We start from the raw sequence: 20,514 nt of genomic DNA on the forward strand, positions 1-20,514 counted from the left end.
AGCAAAGGAAATCCAGCCATGGCCGCGCCAACCGTGACACCCGTCGGGACGTGGACGCCCGCCGGCACCCTGCCCGCCCCGGCCGCCTGGTACGGCCAGCACGACGGGCCCGTACTCCTCGCCGGCGGGGACGTCCTCGTGGCCGGCGGCGCGGACGCCGGCGGGGCCTCGGTCCCGGACACCGCCGTCTTCGACACCGCGCACACCCAGTGGCGCCCGGCGGCCGGCGGCCTGCACACGCCGCGGCGGCTGCACACGCTCACCCGCCTCGCGAACGGCAAGGTCCTCGCGGTCGGCGGGCTCAACGGCTCGACCGGCCTCCCTTCGGCCGAGCTGTTCGACCCCGGAACGGGCTCGTGGACCCCGACCGCGTCGCTGGAGACGGCGCGCTGGGGGCACACCGCCACGCTGCTCGACGACGGGACCGTCCTGGTCACCGGCGGCAGCACGGCCCGCGCCGGCGACGGCACGACCGCCCTGCGGTCCGCCGAGCGGTTCGACCCCGACCCGGACCACCCCGCCTGGCACCCCGCGCCGGCGATGACCGACGCGCGGACCGCCCACACCGCGGTCCGGCTCGCGAACGGGCTCGTCCTGGTCGTCGGCGGGGTCGCCCCGGTCGGCGCCGCCGACGACCCGGCGCTCGCGTTCTGCGAGCTGTACGACCCCGGGCACGACAAGTGGACGACGACCGGCAGCCTCCGGCACGGCCGGCGCCACCACCGGGCGACCCTGCTGTCCGGCGGTGCCGTGCTGGTCACCGGTGGCACCGCGCCCGGTTCGCCGGGCACGACGCCGTTCGACCCGTTCAGCCAGCGGACCGTCGAGCGGTTCGACCCGGGCGCCGGCACGTGGACGGAAAAGGAGCCCATGCCCTCGGGCCGGGCGTTCCACCGCGCCGTGGCGCTGCCGGACGACCAGCTGCTGGTGGTCGGCGGCGCGCCGGGCGACCGCGACGAGTCCGGCTTCCGCAGCGCGCTCGTCTACGACGCGGGCAAGGACAAGTGGACGACCGCGCCCGGGCTGCGGGACGGGCGCTGGTCGTTCGGCGCGCTGGCGCTGGCGGACGGCCGGATCCTGGTCGCGGGCGGGGTCGCCCGGTCCGGCCTGGCCGCCGCCGACCCCGGCGTCACGGAATTGATCGCGACCGCCGAGGTTTCCGGGGAAACACCGTGACCACCAACGCCTACACGTTCCTGCCGTGGCTGCGGGCCGGCATCAGCGCCCGCGTCGGCACCGACCCCGGCACGGCACAGCGGGCGAGCGTGCCCGTCGAACTGCTCGTGTCCGGTGACGCGAGTTCCACGCCCGTCACGAAGAACGTCCAGCTGTACGGGCCGGGAGACGTCATCGGGGTGGACCCGCGGGCGATCTCCCGGGTCGAGCCGCGGCCCGGGGTCGCGGGCGTGGAGCCCAACTTCCTGGCCCACATCGAGTTCTCCGAGGAGGACTTCCCGTGGCGCTACAGCCCGGCGCCGTCCGGCCCGGCGACGCAACGGCTCGCGCCGTGGCTCGCGCTGGTGGTCCTGGCGACCGGCACCGAGTTCACCGACGCGCCGGGCACCGGCCCGCTTCCCGCGATCGACGTGGCCGACCCGGCGGGCACGCTGCCGCCGCCGGACCAGCTCGGCGCGTGGGCGCACGTCCACGTCGACGGCTCGCTCACCGATCCGGTCGCCAGTGACAGCACCGGAGACGCCCTCGCCGCGCTGGAAGAAGTGCTGCGGGCCAACCCGGACAGCGCCTGCTCGCGGCTGGTCTGCCCGCGCCACCTCGGGCCGGACACCGCGTACGAGGCGTTCCTGGTGCCGGCCTTCGAAACCGGCAGGCTCGCCGGGCTCGGCTTCGACCCGGCGGCTTCGCCCGGCGCCCTGTACGCCGCGTGGGGCCCGCACTACCCGAACCGCCCGGCCGAAAACCGGCTGCCGTACTACCACCGCTGGGCGTTCCGCACCGGCACCGCCGGCGACTTCGAGTTCCTCGTGCGCCTGCTCACCCCGCGCAAGGCCGACGCGTCGGTCGGCAGGCGGCCGATCGACGCGCACCGCTCGCCCGGCTTCGACGTCCGCGGCATCGAAGAGCAGAACGGCGTGCTGCCGTTGGGTGGCGCCCTGCGCGTCCCGAACGTCACCGACCCCGCGGACGACTGGGACAACTTCTCCGGCGACCCGGACCGGCCGCCCTACCCGCGCCCCTTCCAGCAGGACCTCGCCGCCCTGATCGACCTGGCCGACGACTACCAGCGCCGGTCCCCGGGCGAGGCCCACGCGGCCGCCGGTCTGGCCCCCGGACCCGACCCGATCATCACGCCGCCGCTCTACGGGCGCTGGCATGCGCTGACGTCCCGGCTGCTGGACGACGAAGACGGCCACCCGGTTTCCCCGGAGCTGAGCCACAACTGGGTGCACCGGCTGAACCTCGACCCGAGGTTCCGGGTCGCGGCCAACCTCGGCGCGCAGGTCGTGCGCGACCGCGAGGAAGAGCTGATGGCGGCCGCCTGGGCCCAGGTCGGCGACGTGCTCGTGGCCAACGGCCGGATCCGCGCCGCCCAGCTGGCCCGCGAGGTCGGCCACGTGCTGCAGACCAAGCACGTGGACCCGCCGGCCGGGACGGGTTTGCGCGCCCTCGCCGCGTCGCCGGAGCGGTCCGGCCGGGCGCTCACCCTGACCGCGCCCGCTCACCCCCGCGTGACGACGACGTCGGCGGACGGCGGCACGGCCGGGCTGGTCGCGAGCACCGCCGACACGGTCGCCGTCGGGTTCCGGGTCGCGTCGAGCCGGGTGGCCGCGGCACCGGTTTCGCCCGGGATGCGGCGGATCATCCGGCCCGGCGCCCGGCTCGTCAAGACGCTGGACTTCCCCGAAGGCCGCCGCCCGGACGGCCTGCTGTCCAGAATGGACGATCCGGTGGCCCCGGTGGCGGCCGCGCCGGTCAAGGTCACGCCGGGCGCGCTCGTCACGCCGCGGGACGTGACCGCCGTCCTGCACCCCGAGCGGCCACCGGACGCCGACCCGGTCGGCGTCCTGCCGCTCAGTCCCGACTTCGTGCTGCGGGCGCCCGGCGACCCCGTCGTGCCGCACCCCGGCACGACGGACAGCGCCGAGGCGCAGCGGTTCAAGGCCGCGCTTCGCGAGCTGCACCAGGGGTTCGACGCCGGCCGGGCGGTGGGCGAGACGCCCGAGCCGCCCGCGCTGAACCTGGCCGGCACGACCACCGACACCCTCGCCGGGCTGCGGTCCGACGACACCGTGCCGCGGGCGCTGCTCGACGGCGTGGTGAGCCTGCCCGAGCGGTTGCGCCCGTTCGCCGAGCAGTTCACCGAAGCCATGGCGTACCCGGTGTTCGACGTCCCGATGTTCCGGTCGCTGCTGGACGTCTCCCTGGACGCGTTCGTGCCGAACCTGGGCCTGCTGCCACCGAACTCGCTGACGCTGCTGGAAAACAACTACGAGTTCATCGAGTCCTACCTCGCCGGGCTCAACCACGAGATGGCCCGCGAGCTGCTGTGGCGCGAGTTCCCGACCGACCAGCGCGGGACGCCGTTCCGCCAGTTCTGGGACGCGCTCTCGCCCGCCGGGGACATCCCGCCGATGCACGAGTGGTCGACGGCCACCCGGCTGGGCGACAACGCCCACCGGCGCGGCGACCTCGTCTTCGTCGTGCGCGGCGACCTGCTGCGCAAGTACCCGACGACCGCCGTCTACGCGCAGCGGGCGGAGTGGCCGCCCGGCCCGGACGGGCTTCCCGACAAGACGAAGCCGCGACGGCTGGTCGAACCGCCGTCCGCGGCGGACATCCAGCTGCCGCGCTACGAAGCCACCGCCGGCCCGGACATCTACCTGCTCGGATTCGACCTGACCGCCGAACGGGCGGTCGGCGGTCCGGACGACGCCGGCTGGTTCTTCGTGCTGAAGGAACGTCCCGGCGACCCGAGGTTCGGCGTCGACGACGGCCCGCCGGGGCCCGTCGAGGTGTGGAACGACCTCACCTGGTCCGATGTGGACCCCGCCGGCCGCGGCTTCCTCGTGCTCGACCCGGCCGTCACGGTGGCGCTGGGCGGGTTCGACGGATCCGATGACGACGCCGAAAAAGCCGATCAGCGCGCCGAAGACGAGAACCTGCCGCCCTGGTCCGCGGGGCTGTCCTCCGCCGACCTCGCCTACCTGCTGTTCCAGGTGCCGGTCATGGTCGCCGTGCACGCCAAGGAGATGGTGCCCCGATGACCGCGCTCAGTGACGACTTCCCGGTGCTGCTCGCCCCGGTCCGCGTCGAGACCCGGTTCACCCCGACGGAACTGCTGGTCCGGGTCTTCCCGGACGAGTGGGCGGTCGACAAGTCCGAGCCGAAACCCGCCGACGCCGAGATCGCGGCGCTCGACGCGTACTGGACGGCCCGCTGGGCCGCCGGCGGCCGGGAGGCGCCGCTGCGGGCGGCGTGGCAGGAACTGGCGGCGCGGGTGCCACCCGGCCGGGCGGACTGGCTGCTGCGCACCCGGGTCCCGGCCAACCCGGCCGACGAACCCGCCGGCGTGGCGGCCGGCACCGTGGTGCTCGTCATCCGCACCGCGACGGCGGTGGCCGCGAACGACCGGGCGCCGTCGGTCGCGTACTGGACGGCGGTGTGGCGGGCGCACGGCGACCGCACGCTGCTGCGCCAGGCCGACGCCGCGCTCGACAACGCCGTGAAGAACGCCGGCCGCGCCGCCGGGATCCGTGCCCGCCGTCCGGCCGGGGTGGACGCCGCGGCCGCGACACCGCCGCCGGCGAACTCGACCCCCGAACCGGTGGTGGTCGCGTTCCTCGTCCTGCCCGCGCCCGCGACGGGCACCGTCGCGACCGCCGCGTGGACGCAGGGCGCGCGGGCGCGGCTGCTGCCGGACAAGTTCCAGGTGCTCGGCTTCACCGGCGGGCGGCAGGTGGTGTCGGTGACCGGCGCGGCCGTGCCGGCCACCCTGGCGGTGAGCCCGGACCCGGCCGCGGTGGACCAGATCAGCGTGAACGAGCAGACCGGCGTGCTGCACGTCCCGGACGACCTGCGCTGGCTCGTCGACTTCGACCGCGCGGTCGCCGTCGGGATGGGCATGCGGATCCCGCTGACCGACGAGATCCGCGACGGTCTCGAGCGGCTCGTCGTGCTCGGGTTGCGAGAACAGGCCACCCCGGCCCAGTCGGCGACGGCCCTCGCCGACCTGATCACCCGGCAGCTGCGTGGCCCGGACGGGTTTTCCCTGCTGCCGCAGGGAACTCCGACGAACAACTCGGAGGCGGCCGACGCCGGCCGGCCCGCCGAGGCCGAGGCGGACTCCGTGCGCGCCGGCACAGCGGCTCCGGCCGCGGCGGCCGCGGACTGGACGACCCGGACCGACGGGCAGCAGCTCGCCGACCTGCTCGGCATCGGCACGGGCGTGCTGGCCGGGATGCCGAACGCGAACAGCACGGACGTCCGTGACGCGCGCGCGGCGAACACCGCGCTGTGGCCGGCGACCTGGGGCTACTTCCTGCAGACGGCGCTGCACCCGCTGCTCGGCCCGGCCGCGGTCACCGCGACGCGGGACTTCTTCCTGAAGTACGTGTCCGGGCGCGGCCCGCTCCCCGCGGTCAAGATCGGGCGGCAGCCGTACGGGATCCTGCCGACGACCGCGTTCTCCCGCCTCGCCTTCCCGGCCACGGCCACGCACCGCCGTGCGCTCAACCGGGTGCTGACCGAAGCGGGCCTCGACTGGGCGACGGCCGCCGAGCAGGTCCCGCACCTCGGCGGGGCGGCCGACGACGCGCACCAGCACCTGCTCGACCTCCTCGCCCTGCACCCGACCTCGGCCGAACACCACCAGCGGTACGCCCAGAGCGTCGAAGACCTTTTCAACCGGGAGAACCTCGGCGGGCTCGGTGCCACCGTGCCGTCCACAGTGGAGGCACTGGGACTGCCCGGCCCGGTGCGGGAGCTGCTCGGCCGGTTCGGCGCGGGCCAGGACCCGGACCTGCTGCGCCGGCTGTTCACCGACTTCCAGCAACCGCTGCTGGCGCCGCTGGTCGACGACCGGCCGCTGTCGGAGACCGACCCGATCCGGCCATACACGACCGACGGCCGGGACTACCTGAGCTGGCTGGCCGGCCTGGCCCGCACGGACCTGAACGGCATCCGGCTGGAGTCGGGTTTCGCCGAGGACGCGCGGCCCGCGGCGCTGCTGTACCTGTTGCTGCGCCACGCTTTGCTGCTCGGCTGGGACGACGCGGCCCGCGCGCTCACGGCCGCCGCCGGCGTCCCGGCCGGCCCGCCCGTCGACCCGCCGTTCATCCACGTCCGGCTGCCCGGACCGGACGAGGATCCGGCGAGCGAGAGCCGTTTCCGGCTGCTGTACTCGCCGAACCCGCCCGTCACCGGGCACGCCGACCAGCTGCTGGTGGACTTCATCCCGGGCGCGCTGTCGTCGTCGGGGCCGACCGCCGCGCTCGACGAGCAGGCGCGCTCGCTCGACGTGCTCAAGACGTTGCCGACCGCGAAGCTGGAGCGGGTCCTGGCCGAGCACCTCGACCTGGCCACCTACCGGCTCGACGCGTGGCGGCTCGGCCTCGCGAACGAACGGCTCACCGAGCTGCGGTTCGCCCCGGACGGCACGGCCAAGCCCGGGCTGCACCTCGGCGCGTACGGCTTCCTCGAGAACGTCCGGCCGCACGCGGCGAACCTCGAGCCGGTCACGCTGAGCGGCCCGCTGGCGACCGTCTTTGCCGGTACCAAGCCCTTGCTGCACGACCCGGAAAACAAGGGTTTCGCGCACGCACCCTCCCTCAGCCACGCCCGCACGGCCGCGGTGCTGCGCGCCGGCCACGTCGCGAACGAGACACCGGGGAACGCCGATCCGTTCGCGGTCGACCTCAGCTCCGCCCGGGTCCGGGTCGCACTGTCCATCTTGGACGGAATGCGCCAGGGCCAGTCGCTCGGGGCGCTGCTCGGCTACCGGTTCGAGCGCGGCCTGCACGACCGGGACGCCGAAGCCGAAGTGGACGAGTTCATCGCGGGCCTGCGCCTGAAGTTCCCGTTGCGGGCGGCCAAGATCCCGCAGACCGCGGGCGCCGCCCCGGACGAGATCGGGCAGGTGGAGGCCCGCAACGTCGTCGACGGTCTCGCGCTCGCGCGGCACCTGAGCCGCAACGACGTGTCACGGCGCTACCCCTTCGACCTCGACGGGCTCCCGGAAGCCTCGCCGGCGCAGGCACAGGCGATCGGCGAGGAGGCCGAACGGCTGCTCGACGCCAACGACGCCGTCGCCGACCTCGCCGTCGCCGAGGCGACCCACCAGGCACTGGGCGGCAACCCGGAACGCGCGTCCGCGACCCTCGACGCGTACGCCAAGGACGGCCTGCCGCCCGACCCCGCCGTCATCCGGACCCCGCGCGGCGGAACCACGCTCACGCACCGGTTCGGCCTGCGCCTGCGGACCGGCCTGCACCCGAACGGCGGGGCGAGCCCGCGCGCGAAGGCCGAGCCGGCGGTGGACGACTGGCTGCCGTCGCTGTTCCCGCCCGCGCGGTCGGTCGCCGCGGTCGTCCGGTGGACCGACCCGGTGAACGGGCACGAGCGCCGCGAGGAGATCACCCAGGACGACCTGGACCTCTCCCCGATCGACCTGCTGTGGCTGGTGCGGCCGGTCGGGGACGCAAGCCGGACCGACCTCGACGACCGGATCATCGGCGCCGTCGTGGACCGGTTCCACCCGCGCCCGGACGCCGTGCCGTCGATCCGCTACACCGAACGCTCCGCGGACGACGACACGATCACGTTCTTCGAGCTGTCCCCGCTGATCGCCGCCCTGCGGACGCTGCTGACCACGGCCCGGCCGCTCACGCCGACGGACCTGGTGCCGCCGGCCGGGCCGGTCACCGTGGACCGGTCGCTCGACGACACCATTTCCGTGTCGCGGCAACGTCCCGACGCGGTCCGCGACGCGCTCGACGATCTCGCCGACGACGTGGCCGACTACATCCGCGACCTGGAACGGCTCTACCCGCCGGCCCCGGCCGTCCCCCGGCGCCACGACATCGCCGAGGACATCGACACGCTCCTCACCCGCTACGGCGGGCTGGCGACCACGGCGGGCGGGTTCGGCATGCTGCGCAGCGGCTGGGGCGAGCTGACCGCGTGGCGGCGCGGGGTGTTCACCGGCGTGCTGGCCGACGTCGCGGCGACCGCCGACCGGCTGGCCCGGGCGCTCACCGAAGCCGACACGCTGCTCGCGCTGTACGACCTGCTGCCGAACACCACGCCGGACGCCGAACGCTTCCGGCAGCTGCGGGCGGCCGAACGGCTGCTCCGGACCACGCCGGATCCCGACCCGCCGGACCGCCCCAGCGGCTTCCGCGGTGACCTGCGCCGGGCCCGCAACGACCTCGCCGGCCGGATCGACGACCTGCGGGAGGTCGCCGGCACGAGCCGGACCACGCTCAGCGGCCTGCTGGACGAGGTCGGCGACCTGCTTCCGCTGTCCGATGTGGACCCGGTCGGGCTGGACCTGAACCCGGTGCTCGACCAGGTGGTCGCGTTCGGCGCCGAGCTGCTCTCGCGGGCCCGCGCGCTCGCGGCGGAGGTCGCCGCGCGGATGACCGCCTCGGCCGCCGCGCTCGCGGAAGCGGACGCGGCCCGCACCGATCCGGACGAGGCACGGGCGACGCTCGACGCGCTGCGGGCCCTGCTCGGCGAGGACGTCCTCGTGGTGCCCGAGTACACGCTCCCGGACGACCTCGGCGACGGCCTGCACGACGCGTTCGACGACAGCGACGACCTGGTGCGGCACCTGACCCAGGCCCCCGTGCTCCGGGACTTCCCGGTGGACGACTGGCTGCACGGCGTCGCCCGGGTCCGGGAGATGCCCCGCCTGTGGGAGCGGGTGGTGCTGCTGAGCGACGCGCTGCGCGATCGCGACGGCCTGCTCGGCGACGACCCCGGCGACGACGGGCCGGTGCTGCACCCCGTCCAGCTGCCGTTCCGGGCGGACGACCACTGGCTGGCCATGGAGCTGGCCGCGGGCGCGACGGTCGACGAGGACCGCCTCCTGTTCACCGCGCACTACGCCGACGAGCCGTCCCGCGGCGACGGGCCGTCGTGCGGGCTGCTGTTCGACGAGTGGACCGAGGTCCTGCCCGCCGACCGGGAGACCACGGGGATCGCGGTGCACGCCGACAGCCCGGACTCCGAGCCGCCGCAGAGCATGCTGCTGGTCGTGCCCCCGGTCCGCACCGGGACGTGGCAGACCGCCGACCTGGTCGCGGCGGTGACCGAGACGTTCGACCTGGCCCGCACCCGGCTGGTCGAGCCGGCCCAGCTCGACGGCACCGGGTACGCGCAGCTGCTCCCGGCGACCGTGCTGTCCGCGACGCGGCGGCCCATCACGATCAGCACCGACCTGGCGACCGCCACCACGCGCTGGAAGGCAGACCATGACTGAGCCCATCACCGACCTGGCCGGGGCGCTGTCCCGCCGCGAGTTCCCCACCGTCGGCGTGTGGAACCGCCTCGAGGGCCGGCCGCGCACCACCGACTTCGCGCGGGCGCTGCGGGCCGAGGTGCGGGACCCGTTGTGGCTGCTGGCGAGGCAGTGGCAGCTCGGCGAGTTCCGGGCCACCGACGGCGGTTCCCCGGTGACCGCGACGTACTCCGTGGTGGCGAGCCCGCTGACGCGGTTCCGGCCGGACCCGGGCGGCACCCCGGGCCCGCTGCCGGCCGACCGTCCACTGGAGACGGTCGTGGAACGCCGGCCGCTGCCGTTCTCCTTCGGCGACGAACCGATTTCGTTCGACCTGCGGCTCGCGTTCGGCCGCCGCTGGCTGAAACTGGTCGGCCGGACATCGGTGCAGCACCGGCGGGACGTCCTGGCGCACTACGTCGACCGGTACCCGATCGCGCTGCCGGACCCGGCTTCCGACGTCCAGCAGGTGGCGCACCCGGAGGTGTGGGCCGGCCTGCAGGCGGTCGCCGGCCGTCGGATGGACGGCTACCTGCTGTACCAGCATGTCAAGGGCGGCGGGAAGGCGTCCGACGGGATCGCCGGCCTGGTCAAGAAAGATCGTGACGCGCTCGACGCGCTCGGCCCCCGGCTCACCGGCTGGTTCGACCAGCTCATCGACCAGCCGGACGGCGCGGGCGCGTGGGACCCGCGCCGCCTCGAGCACCGGTTCTCGGTGGCGGCGCCGACCCCTGCGGGCGAGCAGGTGCTGACCGCGCCCGAATACCCGGGCGGCGAACTCGACTGGCACGCGTTCTCCACCGGCGACGGCTCGCTGGGCGGCGCGGGCACCGCGCCGGCGGCGCTGAACCGCACGGTGTTCCCGGCGCCGGTCCGGTTCTCCGGCATGCCGCTGCCCCGGTGGTGGGCGGTGGAGGACGGCAAGACCAACTTCGCCGCGGTGACCCCGGACAGCACCGACCTGGCCCGGCTGATCTTCCTCGAGTTCGCGCTGGTGTACAGCAACGACTGGTACCTGCTGCCGTGCGACGTCCCGGCCGGGACCTTCGCGTCGGTCCAGGGCCTGGCCGTCACCGACGTCTTCGGCGAACGCCGCTGGATCACCCCGACCGGCACGCCGCAGTGGCAGATGTACACCCTCGGCGACGACCCCGGCCTGCTCCTGCCGCCCGGCACCCCGAAGGTGGCCACCGGCCCGGCGCTGGAGGCGGCCGAGCTGGTCCGCGACGAGAGCGCCAACATGGTCTGGGGCATCGAAAAGACGGTCCGGCTGGCCACCGGCGAACCGCGCTCCGGCGCGGAGGCCGCGTCCGAGACCTTGGCGTTCCGCCGCCGCGGGCACACCCCGCCGGTCCAGGACGATCCCCGGGCACCGCTGGCGTACGAGCTGATGACGTCGGTCCCGGAGAACTGGATCCCGTTCATCCCGGTCCACGTCCCGGGCGACAACCGGTCGGTGCAGCTGCGCCGGGCCGCGATGCCCAGCGAGGTCGACGCGGCCCCGGTCCGCCCCCGGACGGCGATGCTGCGCGAAGGCTTCGACGCGCGTCAGGCGTACTACATCAACGAGGAGGAGGTCCCCCGGACGGGCACCCGCCTGACAGCGGCCTACAACCGCACCAGAACCCGCTCCGGCCGGGTGGCGGTCTGGCTCAGCACCCAGCGGGAAACCGGCCGCGGCGAACGCACCAGCGGCCTGGCTTTCGACACGCTGACCGACAATTCGTGAACCGCCCGCTCACGGCATCCGGTCCCAGCGCTCCGGCAAAGTCGGATCAGCATGGCCGATCCGGCTGCCCGCACGTCATGAACGGGTCGTTCACCTCACCAGACGACCTGAACGAGTCGTTCACGACATCACGGCCGGGGTCCCGGCAAAGTCACGCGGCCGGGCCACCCTGCCGTCGATGATCCGCTCGCCCCACGTCTTGAATGACTCATTCAGGTCTTCGGAGGTCCTGAATGAGTCATTCAAGACGATGGGGCAACGCTGCGGGCTGCACCAACGCGACTTGCCGGAGCCCTGGCGTCCTCCCAAGGCTCCGGCAATGTCAGGCAGCCGGCGGATGCGCCCCAATGAGGTTTTCTCAGTAGCGTCCGTGGTGTTCGTGGTGGGTGAGGACGAGGGCTGCTTGGACGATGGTGCCGATGCGGTGTGGGCAGAGGCTGATGCGGTGTAGGGCTGACCAGCGGGTTTTGAGGATGGCCATGGCGCGTTCGCCGAGGGCGCGGGCTCGGGATTGCAGCTGGTTGTAGACCCGTTGGCGGAGGTGGAGGGGTGGTTGGCCGGCGGCTTTCTTGACCGGGGTGTAGATGCCGATGCCGGCGGAGTGGTAGGCCTTGTCGGCCAGGGTGGGCAGGCCGTGGGCTGCGGCGGCGGTTAACGCGCCGATGATGTCGAGGTCGCGGGCGGCGGAGAGGTCGTTGCGGGAGCCGGGCAGCACCGGGGAGACCCACAGCGGGAATCCGTCGGCGCTGGCCAGGAACTGGATGTTTCCGCCGAAGGCTCGGTGTTTGCCCGAGTACCACAGGTGCACGGTCCGGCCGCGGTTCTTGCCTTTGGTTTTGGTCGTGGTCGCCGCGACCCGGTCGCAGGAGATGAGGCTGCCGTCGAGGATCACGTGGGTGTCACCCCGGGCGCGGCGGTCGGCCAGGACTTGGTGCAGGTCCGGGGCTTGGGCGGCGAGGGCGGTGATGGCTTCGTGCAGGTAGCGGTAGGCGGTGGCGGTGCTGATGTGGTGGTCGGTGGCCAGCCGGTGCACGGGGGTGGCGTCGCGGAACCAGCGCAGCGCCAGGACCGCGTGCCGGTAGGGGGTCAGGGCGCGCCGGCCGCGGCGGGTGCCGCGCCGCAGCCGCTCGGTCTGCAGGACACGGGCAACGAACCAGACCAGCTCGCGCGCCACGTCGAGGGTGGCGCCATAATTGATCACGTGGGGCCTCTGGAACCTCGGACTTGATCTTCGCAAATCCAGTCCTACCAGGGGCCCCACGCCTATTCGCGGAACCACACCGCTACTGAGAAAACCTCAATGTGGCGTTGGGTGCGTCCAGGACCAGAACACCAGACCCAGCAGCCACATCGGCCACCGCCCGCACGTCATGAACGAGTCGTTCACCTCGCCAGACGTCATGAACGACCCGTTCATGACGACCCGCGCCCCCGGTCAGACCACGCACGACTTTGCCGGAGCCCTGGCGTCCGGTCCGGAAGGGTCGCCGGCTTGAGGGCGGTCAGGCTCCGGTAGAAATCCCGGTGGGCTCCGGCGGCCGCGGCCCACGTGTAGCGCCGGGCCAATGCCCGCCCCGGCGCGGGATCGGCGCCGTCGAGCGCGCGTCGCAGCTCGCGCGCGAAGCCGGGCGGGTCGGCAGCGAACCGCGCGGCCCCGCCGAAGACCTCCCTCAGCACGGGCAGGTCACGGGTCACCACCGGGACGCCCGCGGCGAGGGCCTCCATCGCGGCCAGCCCGAAGCCCTCCTTGGTGGACGGAAAGGCGAACACCGCCGCCGAAGCCACGAGCGACGGCAGCTCGTCGTGGGCGACCGGGCCCAGCACGACCGGCGAGACGCCCAGCTCGGCGGCGCGTTTCTCCCAGCGCGTCCGGTAGTCGCGGTAGTCGAAGAGCGTTTCACCGCCCGCGATCAGCAGGCGGAGGTCCGATTCGGCCAGCAGCGCGTACGCCTCCAGCAGGTCCAGCGACCCCTTCCGCGGCTCGATCCCGCCGACGGCGAGCACGTACCGCCCCCGCGAAGAAGTACGCGGCGCGGTCGCGAAACGCTCGTAGTCGACGCCGTTGGGGATCACCGCCGCCTCGATTCCCCAGCCGTCGCGGACCTCGGTGGCGACCGACGCCGACACGCAGATGTGCGCGTACGGCCGGACGATCGCGCGCTCGTGGCAGGCCGCCAGCTCCGGCGTGGTGAAGGTGTCGAGGTGGTGGATCGTGCGGACGCACGCGTCGACGGCGTTCGCGCTGATGCAGTCCTGCGCGTGCACGATGTCGTAGGCGTCCGGGGTGAACGCGGCACGCAGCACGGCGATGGACCGCAGGATCCGCTCGCCGACGGACTCGTCCGGGACGTCGGGGAACGGGACGATCGCCAGCCGCACCCGCGGGTCGACCGGCCGGTAGAACCCCGCGTCGCCGCCGCGCCCGAGTGTCCACACGGTGACGTCCTCGCCGAGTTCCGCCAGCGCCTCGGCGAGGGCGAGCGTGTGCACGACCCCGCCGCGGGGCTTGGTCGAGTAGCTCAGCAGGGCGATACGCATCAGGCCTCCCGGTACACCGACGGTTTCCGTTCCCCCAGGTGGTGCAGCACGCGCCGGGCGTTCGCGAGTTCCTGCTCGACGTCCAGCTCGGCCACCGCGATCCCGGCCTTCGACCAGGTGCGGGCGAGGATCTCGCCGCCGGGTCCGACGACCTTCGCCTGGCCGAGGAACCGCATCCCGCCCATCGCGCCGGTCTGGTTGGACGAGACGAGCACGACCTGGTTCTCCGCCGCCCGAGCCTGGTCGTAGAGGTCGAACAGGCGGGACTGGCGGTCCTGCGCCATCCGCGGCGCGCGGTTGGTGATGCTGGTCGGCCACGCGCTCAGGCAGGCGACGATCTCGGCACCGTCGACCGCGAGGGAGCGGGCCGACTCGGGGAACGTCTTGTCGTAGTCGATCAGCATGCCCAGCCGCCCGACCGGGGTGTCGAACGCGGCGAAGCGGTCACCCGGCTCGTAGGCGACGCTCTCCCCCGGCGGCTGGTGGACCTTGCGGTGCCGGCCGAGCACGCCGTCACCGGTGACGCACACCGCGGAGTTGTAGCGCCGCGGCCCGTCGGCCTCGCAATAGCCCACGCAGACGACCATCTCCCCCGCCAGCGACGCGATCGTCTTGAGCTCCGCGCAGTCGGGGTCGAGCGCCGGGGGCAGCGCGTCCGGGTCCGGGTGGCGCAGGTCGGCGAGGTAGCCGCCGAGGGCCGCGTCCGGCAGCACCAGCAGCGCGGCGCCGGACGAGCGCGCGTGGTCGATCAGCGTCGCGATGCGCTGCAGGTCGAAGTCGAGGTCGCGGCCGAAGTGCGCGGCAACGGCGGCGATCCGGGTCTGCCCCATTCACGGGACACTAACCGGGTAGGCGTCGGGCCGTCTGTCCGCCAGGTGTCCCATGGACCGCCGGGCGGTGGCCAGCGCCGCTTGGACATCGATCTCGGCGATCGCCATCCCCTCCGCGACGCCGGTGTCGGCGAGGACCTCGCCGCCCGGGTCGACGACCTTGGCGCTCGCGACGAACCGCAGGTCGCCGAAGGTGCCGGACTGGTTGGCCGAGAGCCAGACGATCTGGTTCTCCAGCGCGCGGGCCCGGTCGAACAGGTCGAACCGGCGCTTCCAGCGGTCTTCGGTGAGATCGGCGGCCGGGTTCGTCCGGCTGCCGGGCCAGGCGCTCATGCAGACGACGATTTCGGCGCCGTCGAGGGCCAGTGCCCGCGCCGACTCCGGGAATGCCTTGTCGTAGCAGATCAGCATGCCCAGCCGCCCGGCCGGCGTGTCGAACGCGGCGAACTCCCGCCCCGCGCCGTAGCTGGCGTTCTCCGCGAGGGGCTGGTGGACCTTGCGGTGGTGGCCGAGGACGCCGTCGCCGGTGACGCACACCGCGGAGTTGTAGCGGCGGCCGCCGGCGAGTTCGCAGTACCCCGCCGTGACCACCAGGTCGCCGGCCAGCGCGGCCAGCCGCTTCAGCTCCGGGCCGTCGGCCGCCAGCGCGGGCGGGCCCTCGGCACCACCGCCGAGGTTGGCCAGGTAGCCGCCGAGCGCCGCCTCGGGCAGGGCCAGCAGCCGGACGCCTTCGGCCTTCGCCTCACCGATCAGCTTCTCGATGCGGGCGAAGTCGGCTTCGAGGTCGCGGTCGAACGGCGCGGCGACCGCGGCCATCCTCAGTGTCGTCATGAGTTCCCCAATCCGGTGACGCCGCCGTCGATGGCGGTCGTCGATTCGCCGTCGGGCCAGCGCAGCGTGACGCCGGTGCCCGCGACCAGCTCGCCGCAGGCCGCGGTGACCGCGGGCCCGGCGGGAGCCGGGGCGCCGGTGGTCAGCATCGCGAAGCCCGGGAAGCAGGTCAGCCAGTCCCCGGTAGACGCTCCCCGCGGCCGTGGCACCTTTTCGACGTCGAGCACCGCGCCGCAGCCGGACGCCTCGGCGAGCATGCCGAGCGTGCCCGCGATCCCGGCCATCGAGACGTCCTTGGCCGCGGCCGGTCTCGCCTTCGCCACGGAGCCGAGCAGTTCGCGCAGCTCGGGCGTGCGGCGGAAGCTCGTCGAGTCCCATTGGCGGCCGGTGTACCCGGGCCGCCAGCCGCCGCCGAGGTCGGCGGTGAGCCAGACGCGCTGCCCGGGCTGTCCGCCGCCGCCGGGGACCGGGTCGGTGGTCCGGCCCAGCGCCGTCACCGACAGCGAAGCCGGGACGCCGAACTGCGTGTGCCCGCCGAGCACCGGCACGCCGTACGCCCGGCTCGCCTTCCGCAGTCCACTGAGGACACGGGCGGCGAAGGACGCGTCCCGGGCGCCGAGCGCGTCGAGCAACCCGGTCGGCGTGGCGCCCATCGCGGCCAGGTCGTTGAGGTTGACCAGCACCGAGCACCAGCCCGCCCACTCCGGGTCGCGCTCGACCATGGCCGGGATGATCGCGTCGCAGGCCGCGACGACGTCGGTGCCGGGCAGCGGGACGCCGTCGTCGCCGACGAAGCCGGGCACGCCGGTCAGCCCGCGCAGCAGCGGCCCGAGCGCGGCCTTCGTCGACCGGGCCAGCGCGGCGATCCGGCCGATCGGCCAGCGCATCAGCACGTGGTCGTGCCCGGCCACGACCACCGGCCGGACCCGCTGCCAGCCGAGCCGGGTGAACAGCTTCTCGGTGCGGGTCTGCACGGTCGCTTCGAACCGCAGCGCGCCTTCGGCCTCGGCTCGCGCGCAGGCCGCGCGGACCAGCGCCGAACCGATCCCGGGTGGCGAGCCGGGTGCGACGACCAGCCGTCCGCCCCGCCACCAGCCGAGGTCGGGCCCGTCGGTCGCCGGGCCGAGCCGGACGCCGCCGAGGACGTCTCCGGCGGTGTCCCGCGCGACCAGCACGATCGTGCGGGGGTCGGTGTCGTGGTCGTCGAGGTCGTGCCCGGCGAAAAGCCCTTGCCGCGCCACGAAAGCCTCGTGGCGCAACGCGCGGTACGTCGTCAGTCCACTGTGGCCGGCTTCTTCGACGTGGAACGCCGGGCGGGCGGCGACGCTGCGGACGTCACCGAGCAGCGCGAGGATGTCGTGGTCCACGTCAGCCTCCCGCCGCGCTGAGCAGCCCGCAGGCACCGCACGCGGCGCAGCCCGCGCCCTGGTCGGCGCCGGTCATCCCGGCGGCCCGCAGCAGCGCCGCGACCCGGCTGGTGAGGTCGGCGACCAAGGCCGGTGAAGGCGCGGTGGCACCGTCGCGGCGGGCCAGGGTGCCGAGCATCGGCCGCATCGGGACGACGAACGGGTACACGCCCGCGTCGATCAGCCGTCCGGCACCCTCGACCAGGTCGTCCGGGTCCTCGCCGAGCCCGATCAGCAGGTACGTCGACACGCGGTTGCGGCCGAACACCCGGACCGCCTCCGCCCACGCGGCCTCGTACTCGGCCAGCGGCACGGTCGACTTCCCCGGCATCCAGCGCCGCCGGACGTCGTCGTCGAGCGACTCGACGTGGATGCCGATCGACGTCGCCCCGGCGGCACGCAGTTCGGTGAGCACGCCGAGGTCGCCCGGTGGTTCGATCTGCACCTGGATCGGCAGGCCCGGTACGGCGTCGAGCACCGCACGGACGCACCGGACGAGGTGCCGGGCGCCGCGGTCCGGCCCGGCCGTGGTGCCGGTCGTCATCACCATCTGCCGGACGCCGTCGAGCCGCACCGCGGCTTCGGCAACCTCGGCGAGCTGTTGCGGTGTCTTTGCGGCCACAGTGGACTCCGCCCGCAGCGACTCCTCGATGGTGCAGAACCGGCAGCGCTGGTCTTCGGCGTACCTGATGCACGTCTGCACGACGGTCGTCGCGAGGACGTCCTTGCCATGCAGCAGCGCGATCTTCCGGTACGGCACTCCGTCCGATGTGGACAGGTCGTAGAACCGTGGCCGCGCCACCGGTGTCACGCTCAGGCCGAGATCGACCGTCCCGCGGTGGATCCGGCCGTCCCGGACCTCGTAAGGGCTGTCGTCGTTGAGCGGCAGCGTGGCGTTGGCACCGTCGACGACCAGGTGGCCGTCGTCGCTCGGCCCGGCGCCCTTGCTGCGTTGTACGGGTGCGTCCACCCGCACCCCGCGGACGGCGATGTCGGCGCGGGTGTCCAAATCCTCTTCGATGCCAACGCGCACGGACCGCTCCTAGAACATGTAGGTGGAGTTGATGATGGCGCCCTTGCGCGCGTAGTGGATCAGCGCGTCCTGCACGTCGAGGGGGTGCGTCGGGATGACGCCCTCGATGAGGTCCTCCTCGCGGGCGCCGTGCAGCGACAGCCCGAACCGGCAGCAGTAGGCCTTGCCGCCCTCGGAGATGAACGTCTTGAGCTGGTCGTTGATGTTCAGCTCGCCCGGGAACGCGGCGTTGCCGGTGGTCGGGAAGCCGCGCGTGGCCAGGCAGTTCAGCGAACCCGGGCCGTAGAAGTAGATCGCCGCCTCGAAGCCCTTCCGCAGCGCGCGGGTCGCCTGCAGGATCGCCACGAAGCTCACCGACGACTCGTGCGCGATGCCGTGCACGAGGGTGAAGTAGCTCTGGCCCGGTTCGGCCTGGTAATCGGGGAAGACCTTGGTCCCGCCGTAGAGGCTGGACCCCTGCGGCAGCGACGGGTGCGGGATCTCGTCGAGGCTGGTCTTCTCGGTCTCGGTCAGCTCTGCCATCGGTCTATTTCCCTTTCTTCGATCCGTACAGCACGTCGAACGTGCCGCGGAAAACCAGGTCGGCGAGCTCGCCGTCGCCGGCCGCGGCGGCCAGCTTGGCGAGTTCGCCCTCGTGATCGCCCCACGGCTGGTCGGAGGCGAACAGCACGCGGTCGTGGCCGAGGCCCCGCCGCGAGATCTCTTCGACGAGCCAGCGCGGGGTGAAGCCGATCGCCCACGACAGGTCGGTGTAGACCTGCTTGCCGGCGGCGATCCAGTCGAAGAAGCGGCCGCCGACGAGCTTGATGTGCCCGCTCATCCCGCCGCCGAAGTGGACGAGGTGCAGCTTGACGGCGTCGGCGTAGGTGTCGACGAGCTTGCCCACCTCGTCGATGTCGGACGCCGCCCCGGGCGAGGTGTGGACGTGCACGACGAGGTCGTGCTCCCGCGCGGTGGCGAAGATCCGGTCCAGCTGGGGTTTGCAGGCGGGATCGGACGCCCGGCCGCCGAGCAGGAAGCTGAGCTTCAGCGCCCGTACGCCTTCTTCGCCCGCCAGCTTCAGAGCTTCTTCGGTCCGGTCGGCGTCTTCGGCCCGCGGGGACACCCAGAGCGCGGCGCTGATCCGGTCGTCCTTGCTCGCCGCCTCGACGCAGAGTTCGTTGAAGGAGAACGCGATCGCCGGGTCCGGGACGCCGTAGTTCGGGATCACCAGCGCGCGTTCGGTGCCTTCACGGTCCAAATCGGACAGTAGCTCGCCGATCGTCGCGCGGCTGCCGATCGCGGGCGCGACCGGCGGGCCGCCGTAGAACGGGTACGCGGGCAGCACACCCAGGTGCCGGTGGGCGTCGTTGGTCCAGCGCATCACGCCACCGTCCGCGGCGCGACCCAGTCGTCGTCGGCGGGGTAGGTGCTCACCGGCGTGCCGGAGAGCCACCGGACATCGCCGCCGCGGCCGACGTCGGTGATCCGCCGGGTCAGGTACTCGGCGTCCGCGGCGACCCCGCAGAAGCGCCCGGAGCCCCAGGTGTGCTGCCACGGCAGGCCGAGGAAGTACAGCCCGGGACAGCTGGTGACGCCGCGGTGGTGGGTCGGGTAGCCCTTGCCGTCGAACACCGGGACGTCGATCCAGCGGTGGTCGCGGCCGAACCCGGTGCTCCAGACGACCGCCGAAAGCGCTTCCCCGTCGAGGGTGCGCGGCCCGTCCGGCGGCTCCCACACCGGCTGGTAGCGCGGTTCCCGCGGCGCCGCGATCCCGCGCTGGGCGATGAAGGCGTCGATCGAGTCCTTGATGCCTTCGGACACGGCGTCGGCGGCGTCGAGGTTGCGGCGCAGGTCGTCCGCGAAGCCCAGCTGTCCACTTCGGACGGTATCGAGCCGGCCGTAGAGCTGCATGCCGTCCGCGGCGAACGCGCGCAGGTCGATGTCGTGGCCGCCGTCGCGACCGGTGACGTAGTGGTTGGCCCGGAACCGCACGGCGTCCGCGTCGGCGAACTCGTCGATCCCCCGGGCGTAGTAACCCATCTCGTCGAGCCAGGCGACGACGTCCCGGCCGCGGTAGCGCCGGGCCACCCGCGGCGCCGACCCGACGGCCAGGTGCACCCGGCGCCCGGCCAGGTGCAGGTCCTCGGCGATCTGGCAGCCGGACTGCCCGGTGCCCACGACCAGGACGTCCCCGTCGGGCAGCTGGGCGGGGTTGCGGTACTCGGCCGAATGCAGCTGGACGACGTGCTCGGGCAGCCGCTCGGCCAGCCGCGGCTTCAACGGCACCTGGTACGGGCCGGTGGCCAGCACGACGTGGTCGGCGGTCAGCTCGCCGGCCGACGTCGTGAGCCGGAACCCGCCGCCGGGCAGCTGCCGCAGCCGCGTCGCTTCGACACCCTCGTGCAGCGGGACGTCGAATGCCTTCACGTAGTTTTCGAGGTAGGCGACGATTTCGTCCCGGACCATGAACCCGTCCGGGTCGTCGCCCGCGTAGGGGAACCCGGGCAGCCGGCATTGCCAGTTCGGCGTGACCAGGCAGAAACTGTCCCAGCGGCGGGTCCGCCATTCGTGCCCCGCGCGCTCGCGTTCGAGCACCAGGTGCCCGACTCCGGCCGCGGTCAGGCAGTGGGACATCGACAGTCCCGCCTGGCCGCCGCCGACCACGATCACCGGCCGGTGCAGGCCGTCGAGCTGGAAGTTCATGCCGA

General features: G+C 73.6%; 13 protein-coding genes. 4 read left to right on the forward strand and 9 right to left on the reverse strand.

Annotated elements, in window-relative coordinates; translation table 11 throughout:
- Positions 1-18: 18 nt before the first annotated feature.
- Genes H4696_RS24770 through H4696_RS24785 form a run of 4 tightly spaced genes read left to right on the forward strand, consistent with a single transcriptional unit; the run spans position 19 to position 11,186 of the window.
- The gene (locus tag H4696_RS24770; protein WP_086857239.1) at positions 19-1,176 is read left to right on the forward strand and encodes a Kelch repeat-containing protein; all 1,158 of its coding nucleotides are present in this window, start codon (positions 19-21) and stop codon (positions 1,174-1,176) included.
- Positions 1,173-4,223, forward strand: coding sequence for a hypothetical protein (locus H4696_RS24775; protein WP_086857238.1), 3,051 nt, complete (start codon positions 1,173-1,175; stop codon positions 4,221-4,223). The genes H4696_RS24770 and H4696_RS24775 overlap by 4 nt, the downstream gene beginning before the upstream one ends.
- Positions 4,220-9,439, forward strand: a complete 5,220-nt coding sequence (locus tag H4696_RS24780) for a hypothetical protein (RefSeq protein WP_086857237.1) — start codon at positions 4,220-4,222, stop codon at positions 9,437-9,439. Before H4696_RS24775 ends, H4696_RS24780 begins: the two co-directional genes overlap by 4 nt.
- Positions 9,432-11,186, forward strand: coding sequence for a hypothetical protein (locus H4696_RS24785; protein ID WP_086857236.1), 1,755 nt, complete (start codon positions 9,432-9,434; stop codon positions 11,184-11,186). The genes H4696_RS24780 and H4696_RS24785 overlap by 8 nt, the downstream gene beginning before the upstream one ends.
- Before the next feature lie 358 nt (positions 11,187-11,544).
- Here H4696_RS24785 and H4696_RS24790 read toward each other — a convergent pair whose 3' ends face one another.
- The 9 genes from H4696_RS24790 to H4696_RS24830 form a co-directional block, all read right to left on the reverse strand.
- Complete coding sequence (locus tag H4696_RS24790) at positions 11,545-12,387, reverse strand: transposase family protein (protein ID WP_086864916.1); 843 nt, start codon at positions 12,385-12,387, stop codon at positions 11,545-11,547.
- A gap of 212 nt (positions 12,388-12,599) precedes the next feature.
- Positions 12,600-13,724 carry an MSMEG_0565 family glycosyltransferase gene (locus tag H4696_RS24795; protein WP_225955797.1) on the reverse strand — a complete coding sequence of 375 codons (1,125 nt, stop codon included), beginning with the start codon at positions 13,722-13,724 and terminating at the stop codon, positions 12,600-12,602.
- Entirely contained in the window at positions 13,724-14,554 is an 831-nt protein-coding gene (locus H4696_RS24800) for a carbon-nitrogen hydrolase family protein (RefSeq protein ID WP_086865663.1), read from the reverse strand. Before H4696_RS24800 ends, H4696_RS24795 begins: the two co-directional genes overlap by 1 nt.
- Positions 14,555-15,385 carry a carbon-nitrogen hydrolase family protein gene (locus H4696_RS24805; RefSeq protein WP_086865664.1) on the reverse strand — a complete coding sequence of 277 codons (831 nt, stop codon included), beginning with the start codon at positions 15,383-15,385 and terminating at the stop codon, positions 14,555-14,557. It lies immediately after the preceding gene.
- On the reverse strand, positions 15,382-16,752 hold the full coding sequence (locus H4696_RS24810; RefSeq protein WP_086865665.1) for an MSMEG_0567/sll0787 family protein: 1,371 nt from the start codon (positions 16,750-16,752) through the stop codon (positions 15,382-15,384). The genes H4696_RS24805 and H4696_RS24810 overlap by 4 nt, the downstream gene beginning before the upstream one ends.
- A 1-nt stretch (position 16,753) precedes the next feature.
- On the reverse strand, positions 16,754-17,824 hold the full coding sequence (locus H4696_RS24815) for an MSMEG_0568 family radical SAM protein (protein ID WP_192782516.1): 1,071 nt from the start codon (positions 17,822-17,824) through the stop codon (positions 16,754-16,756).
- Positions 17,825-17,833: 9 nt separating this feature from the next.
- The gene (locus H4696_RS24820; RefSeq protein WP_086864132.1) at positions 17,834-18,346 is read right to left on the reverse strand and encodes an MSMEG_0572/Sll0783 family nitrogen starvation response protein; all 513 of its coding nucleotides are present in this window, start codon (positions 18,344-18,346) and stop codon (positions 17,834-17,836) included.
- Between the two features lie 4 nt (positions 18,347-18,350).
- Positions 18,351-19,187: an amidohydrolase family protein gene (locus H4696_RS24825; protein ID WP_086864133.1), complete on the reverse strand. Its 837-nt coding sequence runs from the start codon at positions 19,185-19,187 to the stop codon at positions 18,351-18,353.
- Positions 19,187-20,509 carry an MSMEG_0569 family flavin-dependent oxidoreductase gene (locus H4696_RS24830; protein WP_086864134.1) on the reverse strand — a complete coding sequence of 441 codons (1,323 nt, stop codon included), beginning with the start codon at positions 20,507-20,509 and terminating at the stop codon, positions 19,187-19,189. Before H4696_RS24830 ends, H4696_RS24825 begins: the two co-directional genes overlap by 1 nt.
- Between the last annotated feature and the right edge of the window lie 5 nt (positions 20,510-20,514).

It is taken from the genome of Amycolatopsis lexingtonensis (assembly GCF_014873755.1).
In the GTDB taxonomy this organism is placed as follows: domain Bacteria; phylum Actinomycetota; class Actinomycetes; order Mycobacteriales; family Pseudonocardiaceae; genus Amycolatopsis; species Amycolatopsis lexingtonensis.